We start from the raw sequence: 23,697 nt of genomic DNA on the forward strand, positions 1-23,697 counted from the left end.
TCGGTCGGGCGTTACCGTTAGCGGTATGTCCGACGATCTCGTCGCCTGGGCGGCGCAGCTAGCGCAGGATCACCTCATCGGTCTGGCGCGACGATGGCAGCATGTGCAGGGAGTCGTGCAGCATGCCCAGCAGGCCGCGGGCATTGTGGACGACTCCGACTTGCTGCTTTCCGCGGCGTGGCTGCACGACATCGGTTACGCGCCGTCGATCTGCCGAACCGGGTTCCATCCCGTCGACGGGGCCGAGTTCCTGCGGCAGCAGGGTGCTTCATCGCGACTGTGTGCTCTCGTCGCCAATCATTCATGCGCTCGAGTAGAAGCGCGAAACCGCGACATCGAGATCGACTGGCCGGACGAGCAGACAGCCCTACGTGACGCCCTGTGGTGGGCGGATATGACGACGACCCCGACCGGAGAGACTACGGACGTGCGCAGTCGCGTTGCCGAGGTTCGCGAACGCTACGGCCCGGACCATGTTGTGTCCAGGTCGTTGGTGGATGCTGCACCCGAACTGATCGAGGCGGCCGAGCGCACCGAGAAGCTATTGCGCGGTTGATGAGGCCCCTGAATTTAGCTGTTACGTGAAATACGTTCCTGTGGTGGAACTTAGACCTCGTTCTATGCGAAGTGCGATCGAGGGATGTACGTTCAGAGACGAAATATTGTTCGGTGCAACCCATCTGACCTCCTTCGACTCCGAGCTAGTACGGAGGTGACCGCCGATAGGATCGGCGTGAAAGCAGATCGAGAACTCTTGGCGCACCTCTCCATCGTCATATGCGATGACGTGATCGGGATTCGAGAATATGCCGATAAGGTCTGTCACTCGGACATCGATTCCGGTCTCTTCTTTGACCTCTCGAATTAGTGCCTGCGTGATCGTCTCGCCAGCCTCCAGTCCGCCGCCAGGGATCGAATAGCGGTCGTTGTCGGTGCGGTGAATCATCAGGATTCGGCCCTGTGAATCACGTACAACTGCACTCACGGCTACTTTTATGCTGTTGGGCATGGGGGCATTGGGATCGTGAAAATAGTCGGTCCGACTCATGAACGATCACCTTTCAGGGGTCGCGTTCGACCACACATGCTCGAAGCTGGTCATGTATGTCTCGAACATGTCGCCTGCGGGCAGCTGTCGGAGATGAAGGGCCGGGGCGTGCGCACCCGGCAGTCCGTAAACGTGCATGTTGACGATCATCTCGTTGTCGAATCGGAACACTGAGTTGTACAGCGTCGTGTCGTGGTACCGCAGCTCGACGCCGTCGATTGCGGTCAGCGGTTCGATAAGCGCAAGCGCATTGTTGATACGCGAGGCAACGGTGCCCACCGCCAAGCGTTCTTCCGCGCTACGTTTGTCGGCCTCTGCTGCTGACGGCCGACCGAACAGCAGTCGTACTTTCAATCCGTTGCGGGTCTTCGTGCGTAGCGTCCGTGTGAATTCAGGCTCCTCGGCGAGAAACAGGCCCGCGAGAACCAGGACGTCGAGTTGCTCGGCTGTGCTCGACAGCAGTCGCTTCTACAAGTCGCTTGGAATTGCGCTGCGGTGTGTCAACACGGTAAGGGAAGACCGTCAGGACCTCTGACTGTGCAACCTCGATCTTCCGTTCCAGTGGAAGCGCCAGAACGGTCGCGACGCGGCATAGCGCTCGCCGAACAATCTGGTCGCATACCTGCTCGGCTGAACGGCGAGCAGGTATGCGACCGGTACCCTCCAGAGCCTCCAATCCGATCCACTCACATTGTCCGGCGGATTCATGACACTGCTGCAACAGCAGGTGGCCACTCTGTTGGCGCTATGTTGGAGGGCTTCCTATGACCATCGTCGGCCCAGTCGAACTGCGGCGGTGGCGGCCCCCACCGCCGCGGGGTTGTGAAAGCAACACGGCCGGAACCGAAATCGGTGGTCCGGAAAGTGGCCCAGTTCATGAAAGCAACTTTTGCGAACGAGACGTCATCAGCAAAGGTGGCTCTGTCGAACTCACAGCCGCCAGCGAAGGTAGTTTCGGTGAAGCCGGCCTTGCCGGCGAAGGTAGTTTCGATGAACCCGGCGTCGCCAGTGAATACAGCACGGCCAAAGTCGGCGATGTCGGTGAAGGTGGCCCTGTTGAAGCCGGCGTCGCTGAAGGTGGCTCCAGCGAACTCGGCATTGCTGGTGAAGGTGGCTTCGCCGAACTCGGCATCGCTGGTGAAGGTAGCCCCGCCGAATGCGGCAATGCTGGTGAAGGTGGCTTCGTCGAACCTGGCGTCATCAGCAAAAGTGACAACGTTGAACCCGGCGTTGTCGGTGAAGGTGGCCCTGGCGAACGAGGCGATACCAGTGAAGGTGGCTTCGTCGAACCTGGCGTCATCAGCAAAAGTGACAACGTTGAACCCCGCGCCGCCCGTGAAGGTGGCCTCTTCGAAATGGGCGGCGCCGGAGAACACGGCTCGACTGAAGTCGACGTTTTCGAGGTGGGCGGTGCGGAAGTCGAAATTGCTTGTCGACCAGCTGTATTCGGCCTCGGGTCGTAGATGGTCGGTGATGACTCGGACGATGGTCGCACGGACTTCACGGTCGTTCTGCCGGTACTCGAAATGGTCCTCGTTCTCTCCGGTATCTCCGGTCACCGTGCGCTTCTGCACGTGTCTGGTCTGGTGGTTGCCGCCGAGCTCGGGGCTGTAGGGCAGACGTAGATAGCCGCATAGGACGTCTATGCATTGCTGGCGGCGTAGTCCGTCGGATTCGTCGGCGACACCGGCCATTGCGTAGACCCCGGCGATGCGGACCGCGACGTCGGTTGCCCCGAGCTGGGCGGCCGCGGCGCCGAAGCGCTCGACGAAACGGCCCTGCTCGAGATCACGCTGTCGGCGGTAGGCGATCACCAACGCGACCACGCCACCAACCCCAGCAACGACGGTCAACGCGACACGGGTGACGTCGATCTCTGCAGCGGTCTTGGATGTGTCGACGGGGGTGATCCATCGCAGGAACCCGTAGGCGATGAAGGCCACTCCCAGCCCAGCGAGAAGGGCCACCGTGACCGCAGGGAACAACCGTACCCGGCTCGCGCGGCGGCCGAGCGCCGCGCGGGAGTCCTTACTCAACCGCGTGCGCAGCGCGGTCATCTTCGTACTTGCCTGTGCGCCAGAGGCGCTCACCCACCCGAGCATCACTCGATTCTGCTCGAAACCACGCCCTACCACCCGGTAGGCCGCACATCCCAAACGATCGTTTCCGATTTCGAGGACCGCCCACGGTTAGCTCGTCGCGCCGGAGTTGGTGCGATAGAGGTAGGCACGCCCCCTCGAAGCAGGCTGGTTCGAACGCGGCACGAGCGGGTCATTCCGGACTGGAGCCGGACCCTACACCTCCGGTGGCGTCTTCACGCGACAGGGCGCGCTCAGTGCGCGCAGCAAGTCAGGTGCGACAGTGGCGGTTTCGACCACGCGAGTTCCAGCGTGTGATCGGGTGGGGGCGCGGCTCGCGTGAGCGTCGTGGGCCGAGGTGGAACCACAACAGGAGGGTCGTCGGCTATCCGATATCGACCATTCGGCGAATATTCGCGACAACCTCGTTGAACTGGCTGGCCTCCGTCTCGCGGATCCACAGTTTGACCAGCACATGAGTGAGGACCTCCGGCGATCGTCCCAAGTGCTCGGCGAGCCCACCGAGCCAGTACTGGTGATCGAGATCGGTGGTCGAGTCCAGTGCTGCTTCGACGTCCCATGTGGAGCAGCCGAGTTCGTGGGCCAGCTGGCTAGGGGCACGGGCCGCCAGACCATGCAGCTCATCTTCCGGGGATCGCTGTCCAGGTAGGAAGAACAGCCGTCCCGCAGCGAAGTCCGGGATTCTGCTCGACCGTGCGTCACCGTCGAGGACCCCGACGAATCGGATCTTGGACGAGGACGCCATCACTCTGAGCCCCGCGATGACCTCCGACTGCCCACCGGCGGCCACCACGTCTAGTTCCCGCACCAGCGACGGATCGGTCTGCTCGCACACGAGCGTGAACACCGTTGCCGCGAACACATCCTCGACCAAGACCACGACGCGAACGGCGACTTCGATGCCGATGGCGTCGCGTACCTGGCGGAAATTGGTGGGCGCGGCAACCTGAATCCCGGTGGAAGTTCTCATGCACATCCGCAGGTTTGATACCGGGAATCGGGATAGGACTTGCGGGGAGTGCGTCGAGACGATGAGTTGGTTGTTGTGCCGCACAGCATTTCGGATCAGTTCATCGACGACAGCACGGTGAGCGCGGGGCGCGAGGAAGGATTCAGGTTCGTCGACGAGCCGTGGCTCGTACGTGTCGGCGGCAAGGTTGTTGTCTCCCAGCAGGTAGTGGGTCCATACCTCTCCCAAGCTCATCATGGCGGTGCCGATCTTCTCACCGTCGACCGAAACTGCAGCGAAGTCGAATGACGGCGACGTGTCATCGCGGCTGTGCCAGTAGCGATGCGCGGTAAACGATGCGTAGTTTCGGCCGATGATGTTTCTGACCCCACGGAGATCCTGGGCGGTGTATTCACACTGGGAGTGTTGGTCGTAGCTGTATTCGAATACGCGACCGCCGCGATTGAACTCTTGCCGGTACATGTCCAGTCGGAACAGCATGGCGGGGACGCACATGAAGTGCGGCGCGAACTCGGTCCGCAGGTCGGACTGCCACTCGCGGTAGTGGTGGCTGCCCGTCCATCCGACCTTGTTGTCGCTGGCGGAGTCGATCCTGCGACTGACCGGGTGGCCAGCTTGGAGCACGGTGACGTCGGCGACGAATTCGATCGCAGCGCCGAAATCTTCGAGGTCGTCGAGGCCCGGCTGCCCTAAGACGAAAGGCGCTAGCCCGAAGACATGGTCGAGTAACCGCAGCAGTAGTGTCTTGCCCGAGCCGTGCCGTCCGACTATGCCGGTTAGGCGGTCGAAGTGAATGGTTTGTGCGGCAAAGACATTGGATTCGAGGATCTCGATGGAGGAGATCTGGATGTCTGCCGGCTTGCGGAGCATGGTCTGGAGGCGTTTGAGACGCGGATCGGTTGAGTTCGAAGCCACGGACGTGAGGGTATGCGTCGTCTATCTACTCCGTTGCGCTGGATAGCGATCTGCTCGTCGACAACACGAGATATCCTGTGTGCCAGGACAAACCTCACTCGAATGTCGGCCTGGTGGGTGGTTTGCTCCACAGTAGGGTGGCGAGGGGTACGCCCCCGGGCACAGGGAGACCGCATTGGAGTTAGGCCCAAATGATGAGTGGCCGAGGCACACACATCCGCGCTGGCAAGAGACGCTTGTGTACGCACGGGCGCGCGGTTGGCGGCTGCAGGAGAATTCGAGCCACTCATTCGGCACCCTCCGGTGTGAACAGGGCATCTGCGAAGTAACGATCTTCTCTACCGGTAAGGGTGCCGAGAGCGTTGCGCTCAGTACGCGCCAGATGGTTGATCGCTGCGTACACGGATCCTCAACGCCCGACCTGTTGGTGGCGGTAGATGACCGGCTTGCAAAAGCTGAGAACTTGATCGCTGCTGCGGAGGCGATGTGCGCTAGAGACAGGGCCGAGGCGGCGGTGGCATTGCTTGAAGACGTGGATGCCTTGATGACCGGCGATGCGGTCTGGGATGACTTCAGTCGCCTAGTCGATGAGATTGAGATGCAGACGACGGTGATTCATGACGCGCTAGCACAGGCTGGTCCTGGTGCACCGACTACGCCAACGACGGCGGTTGACTCAGCTGCTCACCATGTTGGCTTGGCGCGCAAGGAACTGGCTGCGGGGCCGACACTCGCTCGCGAGGTCAAGGAGCGCAAGAGAAGGTGTGCGGACTTGGCTGAACGAATTCGTGATGTGCGGAAGGCTCTAAAGGGGTAGGGGTGTCCACCTGGACGTGTAATGATGGAGTGGAGTTGGCGATTGTCAACTAGATGGATCGACTGCAGGAGGGAGTGATACTGCATGTCTGTATCTGTGCGTTTGCAGGTCGTGGGCGTTGACTTGACGAGGGAGGCAACGCTCGAAGCGATCGCGAACTCCGATCTGGCGTCGGCGCTCTGGGCGAAGGTTGATGGTGTCCAGACTGTGACGGTGTACCCCGACACTGATGACGTTACGAGTGAGGTACTTCGGTTCGCGAGGCTGCTGACGTGCCGCATCCCATATGCTCGGGTTGTGCGTGTTCATCGCGACTTGGTCTCTGCTAGTGACATCGCGCATCGAACGGGCTTCTCGCGCGAGACGGTACGTAAATGGGCAAGCGGCTCGACTGAGCGCTCCTTTCCGGCGCCTTTTGGGGCAGTGGGTGAGGGTCCACGCACGTCGAAGATTTGGCTGTGGCCAGATGTTGCACAGTGGCTCGCTGCGACCTATGAGTTTCCTGTCGATGTGGACTGGCCGGATGAGTCAACGGTTGCTCATATTGAGGCATGCCTTCAGAAAGTGCCGGACTACGCGACTCAGGAGTGGCATGCCATCGAAGTGTCCTGGACGGCGGTAGAGGCACTGCGAAACATCGCGTTCCATACTCGCGTGGCGCCGTCGCGCATTCACGAGTTCAGCATGAAGCTGCAAGGAGCTACGAGTGAGCAAGACGAGGTCGTCAGTGCCTGACTCGGTGGAGGTCCCGCGTAAGCCTCTGGTGGTGCGTTCCGAGATACGTGATGTACTCGCAGTTCGACTCACAGCCGAAGTCCATGCTATCGAGCTGCCGGATGAAGTCAGCGTTTCGATCAGCGTCGACGAGCCGAAGTACACGTTCCGCCATGGGGAGGTACTCATCCGTGTCACACACGATGTTGACTTCGCCCTGCCTAGTTCCTCTGAGGACGATTCGTCGAGAGAAGATGTCAAGGTTGCGGAGATCCACGTCTCGCATGTCGCCGTGTCGGCGGTTGATGGTGACGCCCCAGACCCATCCGAAGTCGACCGTCTATTTCTAGAAAATATGATCTTTGTGATCCATCCGTATGCTCGCGCAGCTATACAAAGGCTTGCAGCGGAGGTTGGGTTGCCGCCTGTCACGTTGCCGTATATGCGTAGGCGTGGGTTTGTGGGTCCTCGCGATGCAGCCGTCGCCGCACACGATCGGAAGATCGAACGGATCTGATCTTGCCCAAAAGCGTGCCAAGATCGCTAGCTCAGCGTCCGTCAGCAATGTATTTTACAATTTTGCATGCTGCTGAGCAGCATATTGCCAGGTCAGGACACCGTTCGGAGTATTTGATCTCATAATCCATTGGTCGCGGGTTCGAGCCCCGCCCGCCCCACAAGCTCCCTGGTCAGCGAACCAGGACCTCGATCCGTGCAGGCTCGGGCAGCGCCCGTGGGCGCTCATCCGTATACCAGGCGTACTCGATTCCGCTGAGCCTGCCGTTCTCGACCCACAGGATGGCCTCACCGACAGGTGCCCCGTTCCGGTCCGTGACCGCTCCGCTGGCAAAGATTCCGTCCGTCGACCCGGACGCCGGCACCGCACTGGGCAGCACCGACAGGTCAACGCTGGGTGAACCGACACCCCAGGTCGCCACGACCTGCACGAACGGGATCTGCGACAGGAACTCGCCCGCACCGGCGGCACCGGACGACAGCAGCTTGGTGACGACGCCGGACTCGAGCTCGGTGAGCGCCCGCGGCTGAATCGGTGTAGTACTCATCGCATTCTCCTCGGTTCTCGCGCTGCGTCACGGAATGTACGCATGCAGCCTCCTCGAAGGTTGGTGCGGATCAACAGGTTAGACGCGAGTGGGGTATTGGTCGGTTCCCTGGTTCGGCATATTGCGTCAGTCACGCGATGGACGGTGTAGGAATGGGCAACTTCGACGTACAAGATCGATGGCTTGCGAGCCACGACACCCTCCATTCGGCAGCAGCACCGACCGCACGCACCCGATCAACCGGACCCCGGTTATCCCGCCAATATTCCTGAATGAGCCACTAGCACAGTGGTTTTAGCCTTGCATGCCACAGCTGAACTTCTTGCAGCAGATTGCGGAACGTGTAGCGTTGCCGACTGGCCGAGGTAATCGAGGAGGAGCAGATTCGTGCGTGTCCATCATCTGGATGGCTGGGGCCTCTTGCAGTAGAAGTCGGTTCCCGCATCTGGAACGCCGATCCTGCAGAGTCCGCCCCCCCGGCCGTCCCCGTTTTGCCGCTCGGCCATCCTGTTCTTCTGATCGTTCAGGCTGCCATGCCGGACATGCGCGCGTCCCAAGCCTTGCCTGATCAGGCGCTTTCCGTTGCGTCGCGGGCGCTATCCGCCGATTCGGCTCAATTCGCGGGAGCCACACGGAGTTTGGGATCGGCTCCGGGTGAGTGGAACGGAGTGAGTACGGTATCCGGGTACACGACTTTCGTACTGGTCCAACGGAAGTCCAATTCTTCATCGGTGGGGAACCACCAGGTCGCAGCCCGCAAGGGGTTCCCGCCACGAAGGAACAGATAGTAGGCCGTCGTCGGCTTGTCGTCGTTGTACGGGCCGGGCAAGTTCTGCCAGCACATTCCGGGGGTATTCGCGAGTTCGTTCAACTTTTCGGCTTTCATGCCCGGCGTAACGACCACCATGGTGTCCCACTCGTCTCGGAGACCGGCGGCTCGGGTGATTTCCACCATCTTGACCGGCACATCACCCGAAGCCGCATGCCTCGCGGCTGTCAGAAGACTGAAGCCACCGCTCGGTGCTGATCCACCCGACCGCACGTCGAACGAAGCACGACAGTCGGTATTCGCCGTCCCCCGATTATCAGCGGACCGGTCCGGCCCACATCCGGCAGCCAGCAGCACCTGTGCCAAACCGGCGGCGAGGGCCAGGGCTGCGATTCTCATCAGATGATCACTTGCTCCCGGGTAGCGGAATGCCGACGCTCGGAGCTGATTGTTGCGTTTTCCGTCGTTGGCATGACCTGGCATCGCCCGCTATTCGTTCTCGAATCGGCTCCAGCGAGCCAGGTCTTCAACGATCGGACCGGAGTCGGGTACGCGGAACCACCACCACCCGCGTCCGGTTGTGTCAATGTTCGCGACCGCTGCCATGCGCTTCCCTGAATCTTCGACCGTGATAGACGTGAATCTATCGTCTGCTTCAGAGACGTAACTATTCATCTTGGCGCCTAGTGGGGCAGGCAGGCTATTGATGGCACTTTCCAGGAGATCTCGGATAATGAAAGCGGCATTGAGATCGTATTCGTTCCAGACAGTGCGGTCCGACCAGGGCAGCGCTCTGTCTTGATCGATCTTCTCAACATGAGCGTCCCATGCGTCCGTCAGGCTGATCGCGTTGACTTCCTCGCCAGATCCCCACCTAACTGGGCTATTGTTGATATCGGCTATATCATCGTCGGAAAAATAAAGACGTGCACGATCTTCGGGCTTCGGCATCATCACCTCACGGCAGCTTCCAGGCAGTGGATTTCCAGGGCATTTCGTAGTTCACAACCACCTTGATTCCCTTGTAGACAAATTGCTCGGCCTGCTCCGCGGTACGTCCGTCGCCCATCGGTTCCGGTGTGCCATTGGTCAGGGCGTCATGTACTTCAGCGGCAGTTGGCCGTTTCGTCGCTGGATTCCCGTCCCCGGTATGGCCGTTGATGAATTCTTCTATCTCGGCTTGAGTGTAGGTCGCTGCGGGCGGACAGTCTCTTTGCGGCCGGGTCGGCTCACGGCCAGCTGACAGGTAGTGACGACTGGCGATCGGCCTCCGCCGAGGCATACTGGCTTCTCCCACGAAACGCTTTGCCCTGCACGGGAATCGAGTTGTACAGACACCGCGATAGGCGCTCGGACAACTCGACGAGGAGTGCGACGGGTCGCTGAAGGATCAGCTGTTGTGCATCGGGCTCACGGTGCGGCTTGCGCTGGTGGTGAAGTGCTGGCGGTAGCGCTCGGGGGTGGTGGAGAGGCGGCGGGTGAAGACTCGGTGGAGGGTTTCGCCGTGGCGGTAGCCGACCGCGCGGGCGATAGCGGTGATGGTGAGTTCGGTGGATTCCAGGAGGCGGCGGGCCGCTTCGATGCGGAGGTCTTCTACGAATGCGGCCGGGGTGGTTCCGGTTTCGATGCGGAAGGCGCGGGCGAAATGTCGTGCGCTCATGCCGGCGCGCTGAGCCAGCGCGGAGACTGCCAGGTCGTCGTCGAGGTGGTCGGGGAGCCACTGTTGGACGGCGCGGATGGCGGGGGTGCGGGCGGGCTGGGCGCGTAGTTGGGCGCTGACTTGGGCTTGGCCGCCGGCGCGGCGGGTGAAGACGACGAAGGCGCGGGCGATCTGCTGGGCCATTTCGCGGCCGTGATCGTCCTCGACGAGGGCCAGGGCGAGGTCGATGCCGGCGGAGACGCCCGCAGAGGTCCAGCGGTTGCGATCGTGGACGTAGATGCGGTCGGGCTCGACGGTGACGCGAGGGTAGGTGCGGGCCAGTCGATCGGTCGTACCCCAGTGGGTGGTGGCTCGGTAGCCGTCGAGCAGGCCGGCGGCGGCGAGCAGCAGCGCGCCGGAGCACACCGAGGTCACCCGGCGGGATTTGCGGGCCAGGGCGGGTAATTCGCGGACCACTTCCGCGGACACCGGCCCGGAGATCCAGCCGCCGACAACCATCAGGGTGTCGATCTCGTCAGCGGAGGTGGCCAGGTCATGCAGCGAGTGTTCGACCGCGATGGTCAGACCGCCGTCGGCCTTGATCGATCGGCCCTGGGGCGAGGCCGTCACGAGCTGGTACCTCGTCTTCTCGGCGACCGCGTTGACGAATCCGAAAACATCCATCGGCCCGGCCAATTCGACCAGCTGCATGCCCTCGTAGGCGACGAAAACGATGGTGCGCGGCGCGGGCATTCCGCCATCATCGCAGTCAGGGCGGGTGGCCGCCACGATCAGTGCGTGACCGTGACGGCAGTCGGGCTCCCGCATCGCCGCACGCGGCGGGAATATCGCCGCGCGCAATGGCACTCGGGAGTCCCGCCTGGGCACCCACATCAGCCGGCGCGCCCGACGCCGACCCTCTCGCCGCGCTCCGCGTGCTGGTCCAGGAACGGGATGATGACTGCGGCAAGACGATCCGAGAACTGGGCGTGCGGATAGTGTCCACCGTTGTCGACCATTACGACCCGGCCCACACCGTCCGGCATAGCGGCCACGATCGCATTCGCCTCGGCCTCGGGATCGGCGAAATCCGGGTCTGCCGAACCCATGATCACCAGCGCGGGGCAGCGGACGTCCGCCAACCGGGCGTGCGCGTCCGCAGGGGTGGTCTGTCCGGTTTTCATGAATTCCGCCCAGCGCTCGGGGTGCCGCAGGATGTTCTCGAGGCCGGCGAGGTATCGGTCGTAGTCGGCGGGTTTGGTCGGATAGGCAATGTCCAGATACCGCCGCCACCAGGGCAGCGAATTCATCATCGAGGTGAGGGCGAGGCGGACCAGGCCGCGGCGGTATCGGCGGCTGGTGAGCAGGGCTCCGGCGTGCAGGCTCTGGGTGCGGGTGAAGGGGGCGATCTCAACGATCGCGGTCACCAACTCCGGGGCCTGCGCTGCGGCGATCGTTGCCGAGCCGCCCGACAGCGAGTGTCCGACGATCACTGCCGGGCCGCCGAAGTGCCGGATGACCCCCAGCAGGTCCTCCGCTACATCGGTGCGGCTGATAGCAGCATTCCCGGTCACCGACGGCCAGTCGGGGCTCGATTCGCCGTGCCCGCGCATGTCCACGTTGACCACTCGATAGCCCGCGGCGGCCAGGGGGCCGACGAGGTGGCGGAAGTCGTGCCGCACAGTACCCATGCCGTGCGACAGCACCACGAGCGGTCCGTCACCGACCACATCGCAGGCGAGCTGTCCGTGTTCGAGCGTCACATACTCGGTCATTGTCGTTTCCTTCCAGCGGAATCATCCGGTGGCCGCGGCTGCGACCTGCTGGGAATTGAACGCCGGGAAATCGGCGCGGCCGATGCCGAAGGCCGGAAGGATCAGCCGCACGGCCGATTTCGTCAGATCCTGACAGTGCTACCGCGAAAACGACCGCAGTTTCGCCGGTCTATTGGCGGCGCCGCCGCTGTCTCGCATCGTCCATGTGCTCGACCCGCAGCATCCGCCCGATGTGGATGTGCGTCGGCACGTAGGGGTGCTGTCTCGTGAGGTTGAGACCACTGGCAGGCCGTTGCGGCAGCTCGCTGGTACGCGGCCGAGTGCGGCGCAGTTTCAGTCGGATACCACTTTTGTGGCCATACCCTGGATCAGCGGTCGGACAATCGGGGGCTCTCCCCGCCACGACGCTTCCTGTACGTCCTCGAGTTCCAGCCCGGACGCCCGGATCAGCTCGAGCGTGGCACGGTTGCAGTGGCAGCCCTCCGCGAATCGGCGCCACGGGCCGGCGAGGCGGTCTTGCCAATGGGCAAGTCGTGGCGACTCGGAACGTACGTGCTCGAGAAACAGCAGCTGGCCGCCGGGGCGCAACACGCGCTCGATCTCCCGCAACACCGGATCAGGGTCGTCGACAGTGCACAACACGAGTGTCGAGACGACCGTATCCACGGTTCCATCAGCGAACGGCAGTTGTTCCGCCGATGCGTCGAGCACGCGTGCCCGCCGTCGACTGCGATGCAGCCTCCGCGCCAACCGCGTGCGCATCGCGGCCTCCGGTTCGGTCAAGATCAGCTCGTCGAGGCCGTCGGGGTAGTACTCCAGGTTGAGGCCGGTACCGCTGCCGAGTTCGACAGTCCGCCCCCTCGCACGGCCGAGCAAATTTCGCCGACGAGCGGCCATACCCGCCCTCTCGCCCAGCCACAGCAGAGGGTCGTATAGCGCCGCGAACGCCCGGGCCCAGAGGTCCGAGCCCTGCACCGCTACCGCGCCGCTACTCACAGACTCAACGGTACGCCGATGGCGCATCCATCGCGTATGTCCAGCTCGTCGAGCAGGGCGGACAGCCGCCGGAGGTTCGGCAGGGCCGTGCAGCCGATAGCCGTAGATGAGGCGGGCATGCGGCCGGATCCGAGCTTCGACGTGCCGCAACGAGTGCTCCTGATCGATTGATCAGGAGCACTCGGTCTTTCAGGCGAAGCGCTGGATGAACTTCAGGCCGGTCTCGGCGACCTCGCGCCACCCACTGTCGATGGTCAGGGCATGTCCGCGGCCGGGGATCTCGACGAATTCGGTGACGTCGGAGTTCTTACGCTGCTGGTGGAAGGCGGCCTCGGAGATGACTCGGGGAACGGTGTGGTCCTTCTCGCCGGAGATGATCAGCAGGGGGCCGCGTGCGGGATTGTCGGTGTCCACCTTGGCCTCCGACCACGGGTTGAGGTTGGCGGCTGCGGCCTGGAAGAGCGGTGCGCCGGGAGCGGCGACGGCGAAGGTGTCGAACAGCTGCTCGGCTTCGTCTTTGCTGACGGCGTTGGCGAAGCTGTAGCGGAACTGCTCGAAGGTCAGCGGGACCGCGCGATGTCGGTTGGCCGGATTGGTCAGCACCGGTGCGGCGGCGCGCAGCGAGCTGATCGGCAGCGGCAGCACCCCACGGAAGGGGGCGGCGTCGATGGCCACCGAAGCGACCGACAGGCCGCGCCCTGCGATGATCTGGGTGAGCAGGCCGCCGAAGGAGTGTCCGATGACCGCGGGTTTGCGTTCCAGGCGTTCGATGATGGTGGCGACGTGGTCGGCGACCTGCCCGACGGTTTTGCCCGCGAACACTTCTGGATGTTCGTGGGCCTGTTCGACAGTTTCCGGATCGTCGGGCCAGTTCGCGGTGACCGGCGCGTACCCGGCGTCGGCGAACAGCGCGGCCCAACGATCCCAACTGCTGGCCAGTAGCCACAGGCCGTGGATGAATACGACCGGGGTGCGACCGCTGGTGTTGGCGGCGGCGATCTGGTCGAGGGTGTGGGCGTCGATGGTGGTCATAGGTGTTCCTTATCCACGAGCGGCTTGTTCGATGACGGCGGCGACGGCCACCGGTTGGGAGACGAGCGAGGCGTGCGAGGCCGCGATCTCACTGGTGTGCGCGTGCATGCGCTGGGCCATGAAGCGCTGTGATGCGGGCGGGATCACGCGGTCCTCGGCGGAGACGAGATACCAGCTGGGCGTGGTGGACCACGCAGTAGGCCCGGATAATTCGAGGTTGGCGGTCAGCGCAAGGGAGCGTTGGCCAGCGAGCATGATCATCCCTTTTTCTCGAGCAGCGCGAGCAGCTCGCGCTGCTCTCAGTATCATTGGGAGACGGTGTGTTTCACCGCTCATCGCCGGACAGGAACTCCCGAGTTCCGGACATGCGCTGGCTCGGCGGCCAGATCGGCGTCGAGGCGGACGGTCGTACGGAACCGCTGCTGGTACTTCTTGGGTGAGACCCCCAACCGCGTGACGAAGGCGCGGCGCATGGCCTCCGCGCTGCCGTATCCGGCCAGCAGGGCCACCTCGGTGACGGTGTGCCCGGCGTCGAGTTTGTCGCGCGCGTAGGCGAATCGGACCTCGGCCACGTATTCCGCAGGCGAGCTGTCCAGCTCCTCCCGGAACAGCCGCGACAGATGCCGAGGGCTGACACGTGCGTGCTCGGCGAGGGTCTGGACGGTATACGGGTAGGTAGGGTCGGTCCAGATCAGATCGGCGATCGACCGCACCAGCGAACTGCGCGGCGCAGGACCGGCGAGCGCGACAGAGAACTGGGATTGCCTGCCCGCGCGCTGCACATACACCAGCAGCGATTGCGCTACCCGACGTGCGATATCCGCGCCGTGATCCTCTTCCACGAGCGCCAGCGCCAGATCCAGACCGGCGGCCACCCCTGCCGAGGTGTAGACGTGGCCGTCCCGTACGAAGATCGCATCCGGGTCCACCTCGACCCGCGGGAATCGTTCGGCCAGGGTCCGCACGAACTTCCAGTGCGTGGTCGCTCGACGCCCGTCGAGCACACCCAGGTGCGCCAGCACGTATGCGCCACTACAGACCGACGTCAACCGCCGGGTATCGGAGGCCAATTGCCGGGCGGCCGCCAAGAGTTCGTCGGTCACGAACCGCTCCGGTGGCAGCTCACTGCCGGGAATCACCACCGTATCGAATCGGCCCGCCTCGGCAACGGCGCGGGTGACGCCCACCTGTGCACCGATCGAGGTGTGCACCGGTTGCCCGTCGACCGACAGCAACACCACCTCGTAGGCCGAGACGGTCTGATTCGCCTCGACAAAGACCTCCGCCGGACCGGCGAAGTCGAGCATCTTCACACCGTCGAACAACAGTATGCCGATGCGCCGTCGCCGCGACGACGGGACCGACTCCACCATGGGAGCGCACCGAACCGCCACTGGGACAACAGCTTCCGCGTTCACCACCCAATCCCTCCAGATGATCGGCCGCAATCGCGCGACGTGCGGGCCACTCTCCCTGATCCGTCACCGGATCTGTCTCGCAAGGTAGAGCCGCGACCGGTGCTCGGCGTCTCGACCGGACAACCTCTGCACAGCCGGAACAGTCTTGCCCGCGGATCCGCACATGCAGCACAGTCCGACCCTAGAATTCCGGGCAGGAGGTGCGAGGTGGTTGTCGTACTGGACACCGGGTCGCTTCCGGTCGCCGAACGGGTGGACGCCGTGCAGGATGCGGTGGCCAACACCGAGATACCCGCGATCAATCGGTTCGGTGCGCATCACGGCGAGTTGTGGCATCGGCTCAGCGTGTGGGATCTCGGCGCGGGAGTGCACGCCACCCGTGTCGAGGGCACTGGTCTGAGTGTCACCCGCGGACCGAAGCACATCCGCGCCGCCGCGCCCGAGCGAGTCGGACTGGGACTGCAGCTGGGCGCGCGCGGCAGGTTCTCGCACTGTGGCATGGACGCGATACTCGGGGTGGGCAAGCTGGGGCTGACCGACGGCACCAGCGCCTCGGACTACGCGTGCCGCGGTATCGGCGGCACCAAACTAGTGATCATCGATTACGAGCAGCTCGGACTGCGGGTCGACACCGTCCGGGCGGCGGTCACCAGACTCGAAGCAAGTCCGCTGTACGGATTGGTGATCGCCCATATCGCCGCGCTCGGTGAGGAAGGCGATATCCCCGCCGGTCCCGCGCAGCTCATGCTCGGCTCGGCGACCACCCAACTCGTGCGCGCGCTCATCACCACCGCTGCCGACGCACGACAGCAGCGCGATGACCTCCACGACACGCTGTACCTGCGCATGACGAATTTTGCGCAGCAGCACCTGGGCGACCCGACGCTCGATGCAGAGAAAATCGCTCGGGCACACCACATCTCGCTACGGCAGCTGTACAGCATCTGGGCCGCGCAGGGCGTATCGCCCCGACAGTGGATCATGACATCACGGCTCGAGGGCGCCCGCGCGGACCTCGCCCGTCACGGCACCACAGTGACCGTGAGCGCCGTCGCGCGCCAGTGGGGGTTCGTCAATGCCGCGCACTTCACACGCCGATTCCGTGCTGCGTTCGGAATTTCGCCACGCGAATGGCAGCGAACGCACAATCGGCCATGACGCCGCTCCGACAACCGATTTCGGCACTACAGCGGTGCAAGCGAGGCGCGCAAGACCTACACCGCCCTCGTGTGGGCTGGCCGTGGGCGCAGCGCAAGGGCGGAGTCGTCGGCGTGGTCGACACCGAACACGGCAGTGCCAGTAAGTATCGGGGTCTCAACAGCTGGCAGACGGTGTTGCAGCAGTCTGCGCTGGCCGACATTACAGGTTGACATTCCATGTCGAGTTGTAACATGCTTCGGGCGTTCGTGGTTCAGGAAGGTGACCGACGCCGATGACCGAGCATGCCCAAGCGGCGCTCCAGTTGGTTCGAGACAGCAGCCAGTTCAAGTGGTATGTGATTCCGCTGCTGCTCGTTGTGATCTACGTGTACGCCACCGAGGTCGAACGGCGGAATTGGAATGTGTTCTTCGCCGGGCTCGCACTGTGGGGTATGGACGGGTTCAACGAGATTTGGAACGCCGTGGTCTTCCATGCCACCGGTCGCGCACCGGTCTGGGGCGCGACGGGGCCGACCGCCTATCAGTTGCTGATCGGCCTCAATATCGAGATCTGTTTTATGTTCGCGATCATGGGTGTGGCCGCGGCGAAGATGTTGCCGCCCAAGCAGACCCGCATTCTCGGAGTGCCGAACAGGCCGGTGCTCATCGCGGTGAACTCGGCCGGTGCCGTGCTGGTTGAGGTGCTGCTCAACAAGATCGGTGTGCTCACCTGGGATTGGTCCTGGTGGCAGGCGAGCTTTCCGCTGCTCATCTTCTTGATCGGATATGTTCCGTTCTTCGTCGTCTGCTTCTGGGTGCACGACCTGGCCACGGTGCGCGCCAAAATACTTGCCGTAGCCGCGATCTTTGGTGTGGATGCCGCGGCGATCATCGTTTTCGGAGCACTGGGCTGGTTGTGAAGGTGCGCGCGAACAACAAGGCTGTTCTCGCCGCTGTTGCGGGACTGATAGTCGCGAGTCTCACGGCGAATCCTGGCGCGAGCGCCGATACCGGGAGTTGTGCGCTGCTCGGCACAGTGGGCACACCCGAAGTGACCGAGGACGACAGCAACGCCGGACTCGATGCGATGCCTGCTGCGGAGAACGCACCGCCCGCCGAGGTATACCTTCGCAGTTCCAGCGAATCGTTCAATCGCCGTTGGGCTTTCGCGGCTCGCGATGGTCACATCTATGTGAAAGAAGCCGCGGTGCGCGGCGGGTGGCGGCAGCTGCCGCTGCCCGGCTGCCTCGAGGGCCGAATCTCGGGCGTCTCCGCCGATGACGACGAGGTCATGGCCATTGATCGCGACGGCCGATTCTTCACCATGGACCACGCGCTGAGCGCACCGAAAGACTGGAACTGGAGCAGCCGCTACGGCAACCCGTTGTGGACCGGTCCGGGCAATGCGCTGCCTGCGGACACCCTCGACTGGAGTTGGTCGGTGCTGTCGCCGAATGCGGACCGGCACTGGCGTGACACCGCCGACAACGATCATTCCGTCGGCGGCGCGAAGGTCTCACATGTCTTCGCGCTGACCGACGGTGGCCGCCGGATCCGCTACATCGACCCATGGCTGCCCGCCGACCACAGCTACGAAATGGCCACCCCGGCCCGCGGACGGTTCCGGGCTGTCACGCTGTCCACAAGCGGATCAACAACATTGGTGGTCAACCGCTTCGGCGACCTGTACACCCGGCTGTACGACTTCGACATCTCCGGCGCGGACAAGGTCTTCTTCCGCTACTCCTACGACGATCAGCGGGGGCTGCCCCCGGCCGCGGACATGTTGTCCGAACGCGTCGACACCCATTACGCCGCGATCCAGCTACCGGCTCCCGAGTGGGTGCGCCAACCCAAGATCCCCGGCGACATCACCGACCGCGTCTCCGTGCACAAAACCGGCATCGGATCGGACGCACGGGAACTACGCGTCGAGGGAGTCAGCGGCAATCGCACGGGCTATTGGACGAAAATGCTGACCGCCGCCGCGTGGACCTTCATCCCCACCGATCAGCCGCTGACCGGGCATCGGCTCGACAATATCGCCGCGGACCGAAGTATCGACGAGTCCGCCTCGCCCGCAGGCGATTCGTATGGGGGAACGTCGGTTGCCGGTTGGACCGCCCATATCGAATCCTTCGACGTCGCGGTCACTCCTACCCCGCTGCGGCTGAGTTTCACCGACGGCTCACACCTGGATCTCGTTCTGCACACCGTCGACGGGTTGCGGCAGTCACCGCAGCAATCGGGAATCAGCACTCAGCCGAGGCATTTCGACGGCACCATCGAAGTTCCTGAGCAGATACTGAATTCGCTTGCCGCCGAGCCTGATTCGGTGCGCGAATTCCTGACGGCCACACTCGGTGCACGCCGATTCACCGACACCGCCGTTGAGGTCACCACCAGTGAGTTCCGAATCAGCGAAATCGGGCTCACCATGGCCCGCCAGTGACGCACGCATGGCGCGCGGCGGCCGCGCGGGCAGATCACACACCGACGTCGCCGTAACGCAGCAGGCCCAGCGGATCACGGGCGATCGTCTGACGTCGTATCAGCAGGCCAGAATCGCGGAGCCACGCAGACTACGCCTACGACCGTGTCGGGCTTCGAGGGATCGTTGACATTTCGGTTTCGCTGGTTGTACTGGATCGGTACTCGTTGCCAACCTGGTTGTTGTCGGTCCAGCCGCCTCCTGAGCAATAGTGGGCAATCAGGATCAAGATCGGCAGCCGATCGCGAGAATTGAGTCATGTCGACAGGGGTTGTCTCAACGTTGGTTACGGGTCTGCTGCCGCTACTCGGCGCGGGGCTCGGCGCATCGGCAACGCTTATGGTGCAACGGAGTTCGGCGCGTGCAGCGAAGCTCAAGTTCCTCGCGGAGAGTCGCCTTGCCCGCAGAGAGGAGGTGAAGTCAGCGATCATCGACTACCTCGAGGTGGCACAGCGACTGCAGGGAGAACTCGATATCCGAGAGCATGGAGGTACCCCAGCCGAACTGAAGCGACTGATCGAAAGCGTGTGGCTAGCAGAGAAGCGGGTCGAGATCATCTGCTCGGACGCTTTGCGAGACAGGGTAGTTGCCCATGCGCGGGGATTACACGACGTCGTTCGGGACCCGGTGGCCTACCCCGATTGGTGGGCTCATTGTTCGTCGCTCCAAAGCGACCTCCTCGCAGAAGCGAAGGCAGAGCTGATACCGAAGCACGATTGGTGAATGCCTTCAGCAGACACCACCAGCCGGCGGAACACGTTGGTCCGTGACGCCACTTTTCGCCGATACCGGGTCGGCGAGATCCAGCGCGGGGCTGAGCATTCCGGAGGACCTCACCGGCAAGCTGTCGAATCAGGGCAGCCAGTTTGGATGGTCCGCAACGTGGTTCGTCAGCGGCATGGCCTGATTCGACGAGTACTGCTGCGGGACAACGATATTCGTTCAACGGTACGGTTGCGGCCCGGGCATGCGACGGGGCGGTGGGGTGGGTGGTGGGGTCGGCTCGTGCTGGACGAGGGGGATCGGCCGTCGGAGGTCGACCATGATCGCCACGGGGAAGGTGTGTTTGCTCTCCATGACCGGTCCGAGTTCCGGTGTGGCGATCGAGACCGTCACGGTGCAGTCGCCAGGACCCAGTGCCGCCAGCATGCCATCGCGAACGGTTGCCGCGAGGGGCTGGAGCAGCATTGCGATGGTGAGTTCGAGTTCGAATTCACCCACTCGAATTCCATCGGCGGTGACCTCGAGGCGAGGGCTGTAGCTCTGGGTCACTTCGTGTTCGAACAATTCGACCTGTTCGACTCCGCCGGAGCGGGTTCGCATTGCCGCGGTGTGCAGCCGGTCGTAGCGGCGCCACCCCGCGACCGCGACCCCGCCGATATCGACCTGGAGCAGTCCGTCGACCACCTTGGCGACCTCGCGCAGTGCCGCCGACCGCAAGATCGCGGTAGCGACCGGCGCGCGCCGCAGCGCCAGATCCTCGACACCGCTGTCGTGTAGGTGCTCGGCCAACTCGGTCTCGACCATCTCACGTGCGGCGTGTCCGAACAGCACCGCACGAGCCGTGATCGATAGTGGACTCGTCATCGCGAAACCTCCCTGACGTATAGCTGCGGCTCACCGACGCTCAGCCGAATGTGCACGGCCGGAGCGGTCGGATGGGTGAACTCGCGTAGATGGATCGACGGGCTCGGATTCCCGACCACCTGCACGTGCACCTGCGGCGTGCGCGGATCACGGTTGTGCTCGCGTGGGGCATCGACCGGGTGCCTGCGCCGCTGACGCAGTACGAGCGCCGCCACCCCGACGGCGAGTAGGAATGCGCCGATGCCGAGCAGATCGCGGATGTGGCTGTTCGGCTGAGGATCATCGCGCGATGGGGCCGCGATCGACCCTTTCGTGGTGGACGTTTCCGGGACAGATGGCTGTGTGGTGGTCGTGGTAATCGGCTCGGTGGTCGTGGTCGTGGTCGTGGTCGTGGTCGTGGTCGTGGTTCTGACGGGCCGCGCGGTTATCGCGACCTTCCGGTCAGCCGATGCCTCGCCGCAGGCGGCGCGGATCGAATACGAGTTGGGTTCGACCTGATCGGACACGGCGAGTTGAGTTTTGAACGAACCCTGCTGAACCTTCGCAGGCGTTCCCGAATCAGACCAACTCGGAAAGATCTGGACGTCGAAACAGGGCCAGTGATCGCCTTGCACGGTGATCTGTGTGCCACGTTCGGCGGTGGATGGCACGTCGAAAGTGGGATCGAAATGCTCACACGAATCCCCCGACGATGCGGAGGTCGTTGGGCACGACCCCGACTTTGTGGTTGTAGAGATCGGTGTGGTTGTCGAGCTTGGCGCGGTTGTAGAGACCGGTGCGGTAGTCGAGCTTGGCGCGGTTGTCGAGCTTGGCGCGGTTGTCGAGATCGGTGCGGTTGTAGAGATCGGCGCCGTTGTCGAGATCGGTGCCGTTGTCGAGCTCTGCGCGGTCGGCCAGTCCGGTGTGGTTGTCGAGCTTGGCGTGGTTGGCCAGTCCGGTGTGGTTGTCGAGATCGGCGTGGTAGGCCAGCCTGGCGTGGTTGTCGAGATCGGCGTGGTAGGCCAGCCTGGCGCGGTTGTCGAGACCGGCGTGGTAGGCCAGCCTGGCGCGGTTGTCGAGACCGGCGTGGTAGGCCACTCCGGCGCGTTTGGTGTAGGCGCCGACACTGCGATCGGCACCGTTACCGCACCGAACACCCCCGCCGCGGCCACCGCGACTAGGAACGCTCCCGCCCCGCTTCCCATGGCTACCTTCCCGAAACACGGATCATCGAGGATCGGTCCGTACTTCGGAATCGAGTCTTCGCTGATCCCGCCCCACCGACGTGAGTAACTGACTACCTGTTTCGCGAGGGATACAGGCATCGGCACACCTGATTCAGCCGCACAGCAACCTATGAGCGCCCCGAAAACAGCGGCATCCGCGACCAGCCGCGTTCACGAACCGCGCGCAGTCGCGACTGTGCCCAGGCAAGGCGATAGATGCCGTGTGAGTGGCCGATGATCGGAATGGTGAGTGCGATGTGAGCGAGGTGCCGGACAGGCTCTTAGTGGCTCCTTCGGTGTCGAGCACCGCGATGGGCGGTCGATTTATGGATCAACCAGTCGTGCACGGCCGGTGTGCCGAGACCGAAGCAGTCGATCGCGACAACCGCCATCTCGCGTGCACTGTTATCCAGCGATGGTCTTCTTGTGACTTTCCAGCTCGCGGCGCAGGATCTTGCCGCTCGGATTGCGTGGAATCTGTTCGAGCGCAATGAATTCCTTGGGCACCTTGTAGCGTTCGAGTCGTTCGCGGATATGCGTTTTGAGTTCCTCGGCGGTCGGTGGGGTGCGACCGGCGGTGGTGACGAAGTAGGCGCGCAGCGCCTGGCCGAATTCGGGGTGCGGAGCGCCGATTACGACGACGTCGGTGACGGCGGCGTGCTCGGCGATGACATCCTCGACCTCCTTGGGGTAGATGTTCTCGCCGCCGGAGACGATCATGTCGTCGTCGCGGCCGTCGACGTAGATCCGGCCTCGGGCGTCGAGATGTCCCATATCCCCGGTGTTCACGTAGCCGTCGACCACTTCCTTCGTGGGGGTCGTCGACCTTCCGTCGGCTACATAACCGTGGTAGCCGAGTCCGCCGCGCACGAAGATGCTGCCGGTCTCACCGACCGCGGCGGGTGTGCGGTCCGCGCGCAGGATGCGCACCGAGACGCCGATGGCGGGACGTCCCGCGGTCTTCGGTGATTCGGCCAGATCCTCGGTGGTGGCGATCGAGACCACACCCGCCTCGGTGGAGCCGTAACCGTTCACCAGGATCGGACCGAAGGCAGCGATGAACCGGCTGATCGTCGCGGGCGCGATCGGCGCCGCTCCGGTGACCGCCAAACGCAGTGAGCCGGTACGGAATTCGCGACGCCGCTGCTCCGGTATCGCCACCAGGCGCTGCACCATCACCGGTACCCCGACGAACACCGTTGCGTGATGGCGTTGCACATCGGCGAGTGCCTGCTCGGCGTCGAAGCGCGGGCGCGTGATCACCGTCGTGCCGAGGGCCAGCGCGCCCATCATGATGGCCAGTCCGAAACCGTGAAAGAACGGTGGGGCCATCACTATCACGTCGCGGGAGTTGAATCGGGTCGCCGCCATCGCGGTGGCTACCATCTCCAGCACCGTGCGCTGGCGCAGCGGCCGGGAGACGCCTTTGGCGAGTCCGGTGGTGCCCGAGGTGAGCAGGGTGATCTGCACCGGATGCCGCACCGGCGGTGGGGCCGGATGTGACTGCCGGGCAAGGGAATCCAGCGATAGCGGCGCCTCGGTGTCCTGCCAGGCCCGTACCCGGGTACCCGGAAATCCGGAGGCGTCGATCGCTTCGTCGTACTCCTGGTCGTGGACCAGGATATCGGGACGGTGCCGCTCGAGAATCTGCGCGAGCTGGGCTCGCGGTAGATCGGTATTGAGAAAGACGAGTTCGCAACCGAGTTGGGCGCCGACCGCCGACGCCTCGATGAAGCCACGGTGGTTGCGGCACAGAATGGCCATCGTCTGCGCGCCCGGATGGCGGGCGTGCAGTGCCGCGGCGACTGCTTCGGCACGACGCTGCAATTGGCGGTAGGTGATCACACCGCGCTCATCGATGACGGCCGGGCGATCGCCGTAGCGGGCCGCCGATATGGCCATGATGGTGGCGATCGACGGCCCGAATCGCCGGACCGCATCGGTGATCCGGACCGCCGTGGTGATGCCGACCGGGTGCAACGCACCCGAAGTCGCCAGTGGGACAACGGCATTCCGCCA

General features: G+C 63.6%; 27 protein-coding genes and 1 pseudogene. 11 read left to right on the top strand and 17 right to left on the bottom strand.

Translation table 11 applies throughout. The features are described from left to right. Nucleotides 1–25: 25 nt before the first annotated feature. Nucleotides 26–556 (top strand): HD domain-containing protein, encoded by a 531-nt coding sequence (locus ABZ293_RS16760; RefSeq protein ID WP_355181438.1) that lies wholly within the window; start codon nt 26–28, stop codon nt 554–556. A 21-nt stretch (nt 557–577) separates the two neighbouring features. Here ABZ293_RS16760 and ABZ293_RS16765 read toward each other — a convergent pair whose 3' ends face one another. The 4 genes from ABZ293_RS16765 to ABZ293_RS16780 all read right to left on the bottom strand — a co-directional run bounded on the left by ABZ293_RS16765 (nt 578) and on the right by ABZ293_RS16780 (nt 5,032). After that, nucleotides 578–1,048 carry an NUDIX domain-containing protein gene (locus ABZ293_RS16765; protein ID WP_355181440.1) on the bottom strand — a complete coding sequence of 157 codons (471 nt, stop codon included), beginning with the start codon at nt 1,046–1,048 and terminating at the stop codon, nt 578–580. Between the two features lie 6 nt (nt 1,049–1,054). Next, nucleotides 1,055–1,333, bottom strand: coding sequence for a hypothetical protein (locus ABZ293_RS16770; protein ID WP_355181442.1), 279 nt, complete (start codon nt 1,331–1,333; stop codon nt 1,055–1,057). 419 nt (nt 1,334–1,752) lie between these two features. Further along, the gene (locus tag ABZ293_RS16775; RefSeq protein ID WP_355181444.1) at nt 1,753–3,105 is read right to left on the bottom strand and encodes a pentapeptide repeat-containing protein; all 1,353 of its coding nucleotides are present in this window, start codon (nt 3,103–3,105) and stop codon (nt 1,753–1,755) included. Nucleotides 3,106–3,511: 406 nt separating this feature from the next. Beyond that, complete coding sequence (locus ABZ293_RS16780; RefSeq protein WP_355181446.1) at nt 3,512–5,032, bottom strand: AAA family ATPase; 1,521 nt, start codon at nt 5,030–5,032, stop codon at nt 3,512–3,514. A gap of 238 nt (nt 5,033–5,270) precedes the next feature. Here ABZ293_RS16780 and ABZ293_RS16785 point away from each other — a divergent pair, with 238 nt between their 5' ends. The 3 genes from ABZ293_RS16785 to ABZ293_RS16795 all read left to right on the top strand — a co-directional run bounded on the left by ABZ293_RS16785 (nt 5,271) and on the right by ABZ293_RS16795 (nt 7,080). After that, entirely contained in the window at nt 5,271–5,849 is a 579-nt protein-coding gene (locus ABZ293_RS16785) for a hypothetical protein (protein WP_355181448.1), read from the top strand. 84 nt (nt 5,850–5,933) lie between these two features. Further along, a complete protein-coding gene (locus ABZ293_RS16790; protein WP_355181450.1) occupies nt 5,934–6,584 on the top strand; it encodes a hypothetical protein in 651 nt (216 codons plus the stop codon). After that, entirely contained in the window at nt 6,556–7,080 is a 525-nt protein-coding gene (locus ABZ293_RS16795; protein WP_355181452.1) for a hypothetical protein, read from the top strand. Before ABZ293_RS16790 ends, ABZ293_RS16795 begins: the two co-directional genes overlap by 29 nt. Nucleotides 7,081–7,252: 172 nt before the next feature. Here the strand turns inward: ABZ293_RS16795 and ABZ293_RS16800 are convergent, their stop codons facing one another. From ABZ293_RS16800 to ABZ293_RS16845, 10 genes and pseudogenes are all read right to left on the bottom strand, one after another. Then, a complete protein-coding gene (locus ABZ293_RS16800; protein ID WP_355181454.1) occupies nt 7,253–7,627 on the bottom strand; it encodes a hypothetical protein in 375 nt (124 codons plus the stop codon). A gap of 613 nt (nt 7,628–8,240) precedes the next feature. Continuing rightward, a complete protein-coding gene (locus ABZ293_RS16805; RefSeq protein ID WP_355181456.1) occupies nt 8,241–8,795 on the bottom strand; it encodes a hypothetical protein in 555 nt (184 codons plus the stop codon). A 90-nt stretch (nt 8,796–8,885) separates the two neighbouring features. Continuing rightward, nucleotides 8,886–9,353 carry a hypothetical protein gene (locus tag ABZ293_RS16810; RefSeq protein ID WP_355181458.1) on the bottom strand — a complete coding sequence of 156 codons (468 nt, stop codon included), beginning with the start codon at nt 9,351–9,353 and terminating at the stop codon, nt 8,886–8,888. A gap of 1 nt (nt 9,354) precedes the next feature. Beyond that, nucleotides 9,355–9,678, bottom strand: coding sequence for a hypothetical protein (locus ABZ293_RS16815; protein WP_355181460.1), 324 nt, complete (start codon nt 9,676–9,678; stop codon nt 9,355–9,357). Nucleotides 9,679–9,786: 108 nt separating this feature from the next. After that, complete coding sequence (locus ABZ293_RS16820; protein ID WP_355181462.1) at nt 9,787–10,923, bottom strand: helix-turn-helix domain-containing protein; 1,137 nt, start codon at nt 10,921–10,923, stop codon at nt 9,787–9,789. Nucleotides 10,924–10,928: 5 nt separating this feature from the next. Next, nucleotides 10,929–11,810 carry an alpha/beta hydrolase gene (locus ABZ293_RS16825; protein WP_355181464.1) on the bottom strand — a complete coding sequence of 294 codons (882 nt, stop codon included), beginning with the start codon at nt 11,808–11,810 and terminating at the stop codon, nt 10,929–10,931. Nucleotides 11,811–12,143: 333 nt separating this feature from the next. After that, on the bottom strand, nt 12,144–12,806 hold the full coding sequence (locus tag ABZ293_RS16830) for a class I SAM-dependent methyltransferase (RefSeq protein ID WP_355181466.1): 663 nt from the start codon (nt 12,804–12,806) through the stop codon (nt 12,144–12,146). Between the two features lie 189 nt (nt 12,807–12,995). Further along, nucleotides 12,996–13,838 (bottom strand): alpha/beta hydrolase, encoded by an 843-nt coding sequence (locus ABZ293_RS16835; protein WP_355181468.1) that lies wholly within the window; start codon nt 13,836–13,838, stop codon nt 12,996–12,998. A 9-nt stretch (nt 13,839–13,847) separates the two neighbouring features. Beyond that, nucleotides 13,848–14,093 (bottom strand): annotated as a pseudogene (locus ABZ293_RS16840) (alpha/beta hydrolase); the annotation flags it as partial. A gap of 77 nt (nt 14,094–14,170) precedes the next feature. Then, nucleotides 14,171–15,211, bottom strand: coding sequence for a DJ-1/PfpI family protein (locus ABZ293_RS16845; RefSeq protein ID WP_355181470.1), 1,041 nt, complete (start codon nt 15,209–15,211; stop codon nt 14,171–14,173). Between the two features lie 252 nt (nt 15,212–15,463). Between ABZ293_RS16845 and ABZ293_RS16850 the strand changes: the two genes are divergently transcribed. The 5 genes from ABZ293_RS16850 (at nt 15,464) to ABZ293_RS16870 (ending at nt 19,609) form a co-directional block, all read left to right on the top strand. Next, a complete protein-coding gene (locus ABZ293_RS16850; RefSeq protein ID WP_355181472.1) occupies nt 15,464–16,414 on the top strand; it encodes a helix-turn-helix transcriptional regulator in 951 nt (316 codons plus the stop codon). A 71-nt stretch (nt 16,415–16,485) separates the two neighbouring features. After that, nucleotides 16,486–16,626, top strand: a complete 141-nt coding sequence (locus tag ABZ293_RS16855) for a hypothetical protein (protein WP_355181474.1) — start codon at nt 16,486–16,488, stop codon at nt 16,624–16,626. Between the two features lie 62 nt (nt 16,627–16,688). Then, nucleotides 16,689–17,315: a hypothetical protein gene (locus ABZ293_RS16860; protein ID WP_355181476.1), complete on the top strand. Its 627-nt coding sequence runs from the start codon at nt 16,689–16,691 to the stop codon at nt 17,313–17,315. Nucleotides 17,316–17,317: 2 nt separating this feature from the next. Continuing rightward, complete coding sequence (locus ABZ293_RS16865; RefSeq protein ID WP_355181478.1) at nt 17,318–18,847, top strand: hypothetical protein; 1,530 nt, start codon at nt 17,318–17,320, stop codon at nt 18,845–18,847. 297 nt (nt 18,848–19,144) lie between these two features. Then, nucleotides 19,145–19,609 (top strand): hypothetical protein, encoded by a 465-nt coding sequence (locus ABZ293_RS16870; protein ID WP_355181480.1) that lies wholly within the window; start codon nt 19,145–19,147, stop codon nt 19,607–19,609. 219 nt (nt 19,610–19,828) lie between these two features. Here ABZ293_RS16870 and ABZ293_RS16875 read toward each other — a convergent pair whose 3' ends face one another. Beyond that, nucleotides 19,829–20,473 (bottom strand): hypothetical protein, encoded by a 645-nt coding sequence (locus ABZ293_RS16875; RefSeq protein ID WP_355181482.1) that lies wholly within the window; start codon nt 20,471–20,473, stop codon nt 19,829–19,831. 89 nt (nt 20,474–20,562) lie between these two features. Between ABZ293_RS16875 and ABZ293_RS16880 the strand changes: the two genes are divergently transcribed. Together ABZ293_RS16880 and ABZ293_RS16885 are read left to right on the top strand one after the other, a co-directional pair. Then, nucleotides 20,563–20,703, top strand: a complete 141-nt coding sequence (locus tag ABZ293_RS16880; RefSeq protein WP_355181484.1) for a hypothetical protein — start codon at nt 20,563–20,565, stop codon at nt 20,701–20,703. Nucleotides 20,704–20,788: 85 nt separating this feature from the next. Then, a complete protein-coding gene (locus ABZ293_RS16885) occupies nt 20,789–20,971 on the top strand; it encodes a hypothetical protein (protein ID WP_355181486.1) in 183 nt (60 codons plus the stop codon). 174 nt (nt 20,972–21,145) lie between these two features. Here ABZ293_RS16885 and ABZ293_RS16890 read toward each other — a convergent pair whose 3' ends face one another. Next, on the bottom strand, nt 21,146–21,550 hold the full coding sequence (locus ABZ293_RS16890; RefSeq protein WP_355181487.1) for a hypothetical protein: 405 nt from the start codon (nt 21,548–21,550) through the stop codon (nt 21,146–21,148). Nucleotides 21,551–22,083: 533 nt separating this feature from the next. Further along, nucleotides 22,084–23,580, bottom strand: coding sequence for an AMP-binding protein (locus ABZ293_RS16895; protein ID WP_355181567.1), 1,497 nt, complete (start codon nt 23,578–23,580; stop codon nt 22,084–22,086). Between the last annotated feature and the right edge of the window lie 117 nt (nt 23,581–23,697).

It is taken from the genome of Nocardia sp. NPDC005998, from assembly GCF_040614395.1.
Lineage (GTDB): Bacteria > Actinomycetota > Actinomycetes > Mycobacteriales > Mycobacteriaceae > Nocardia.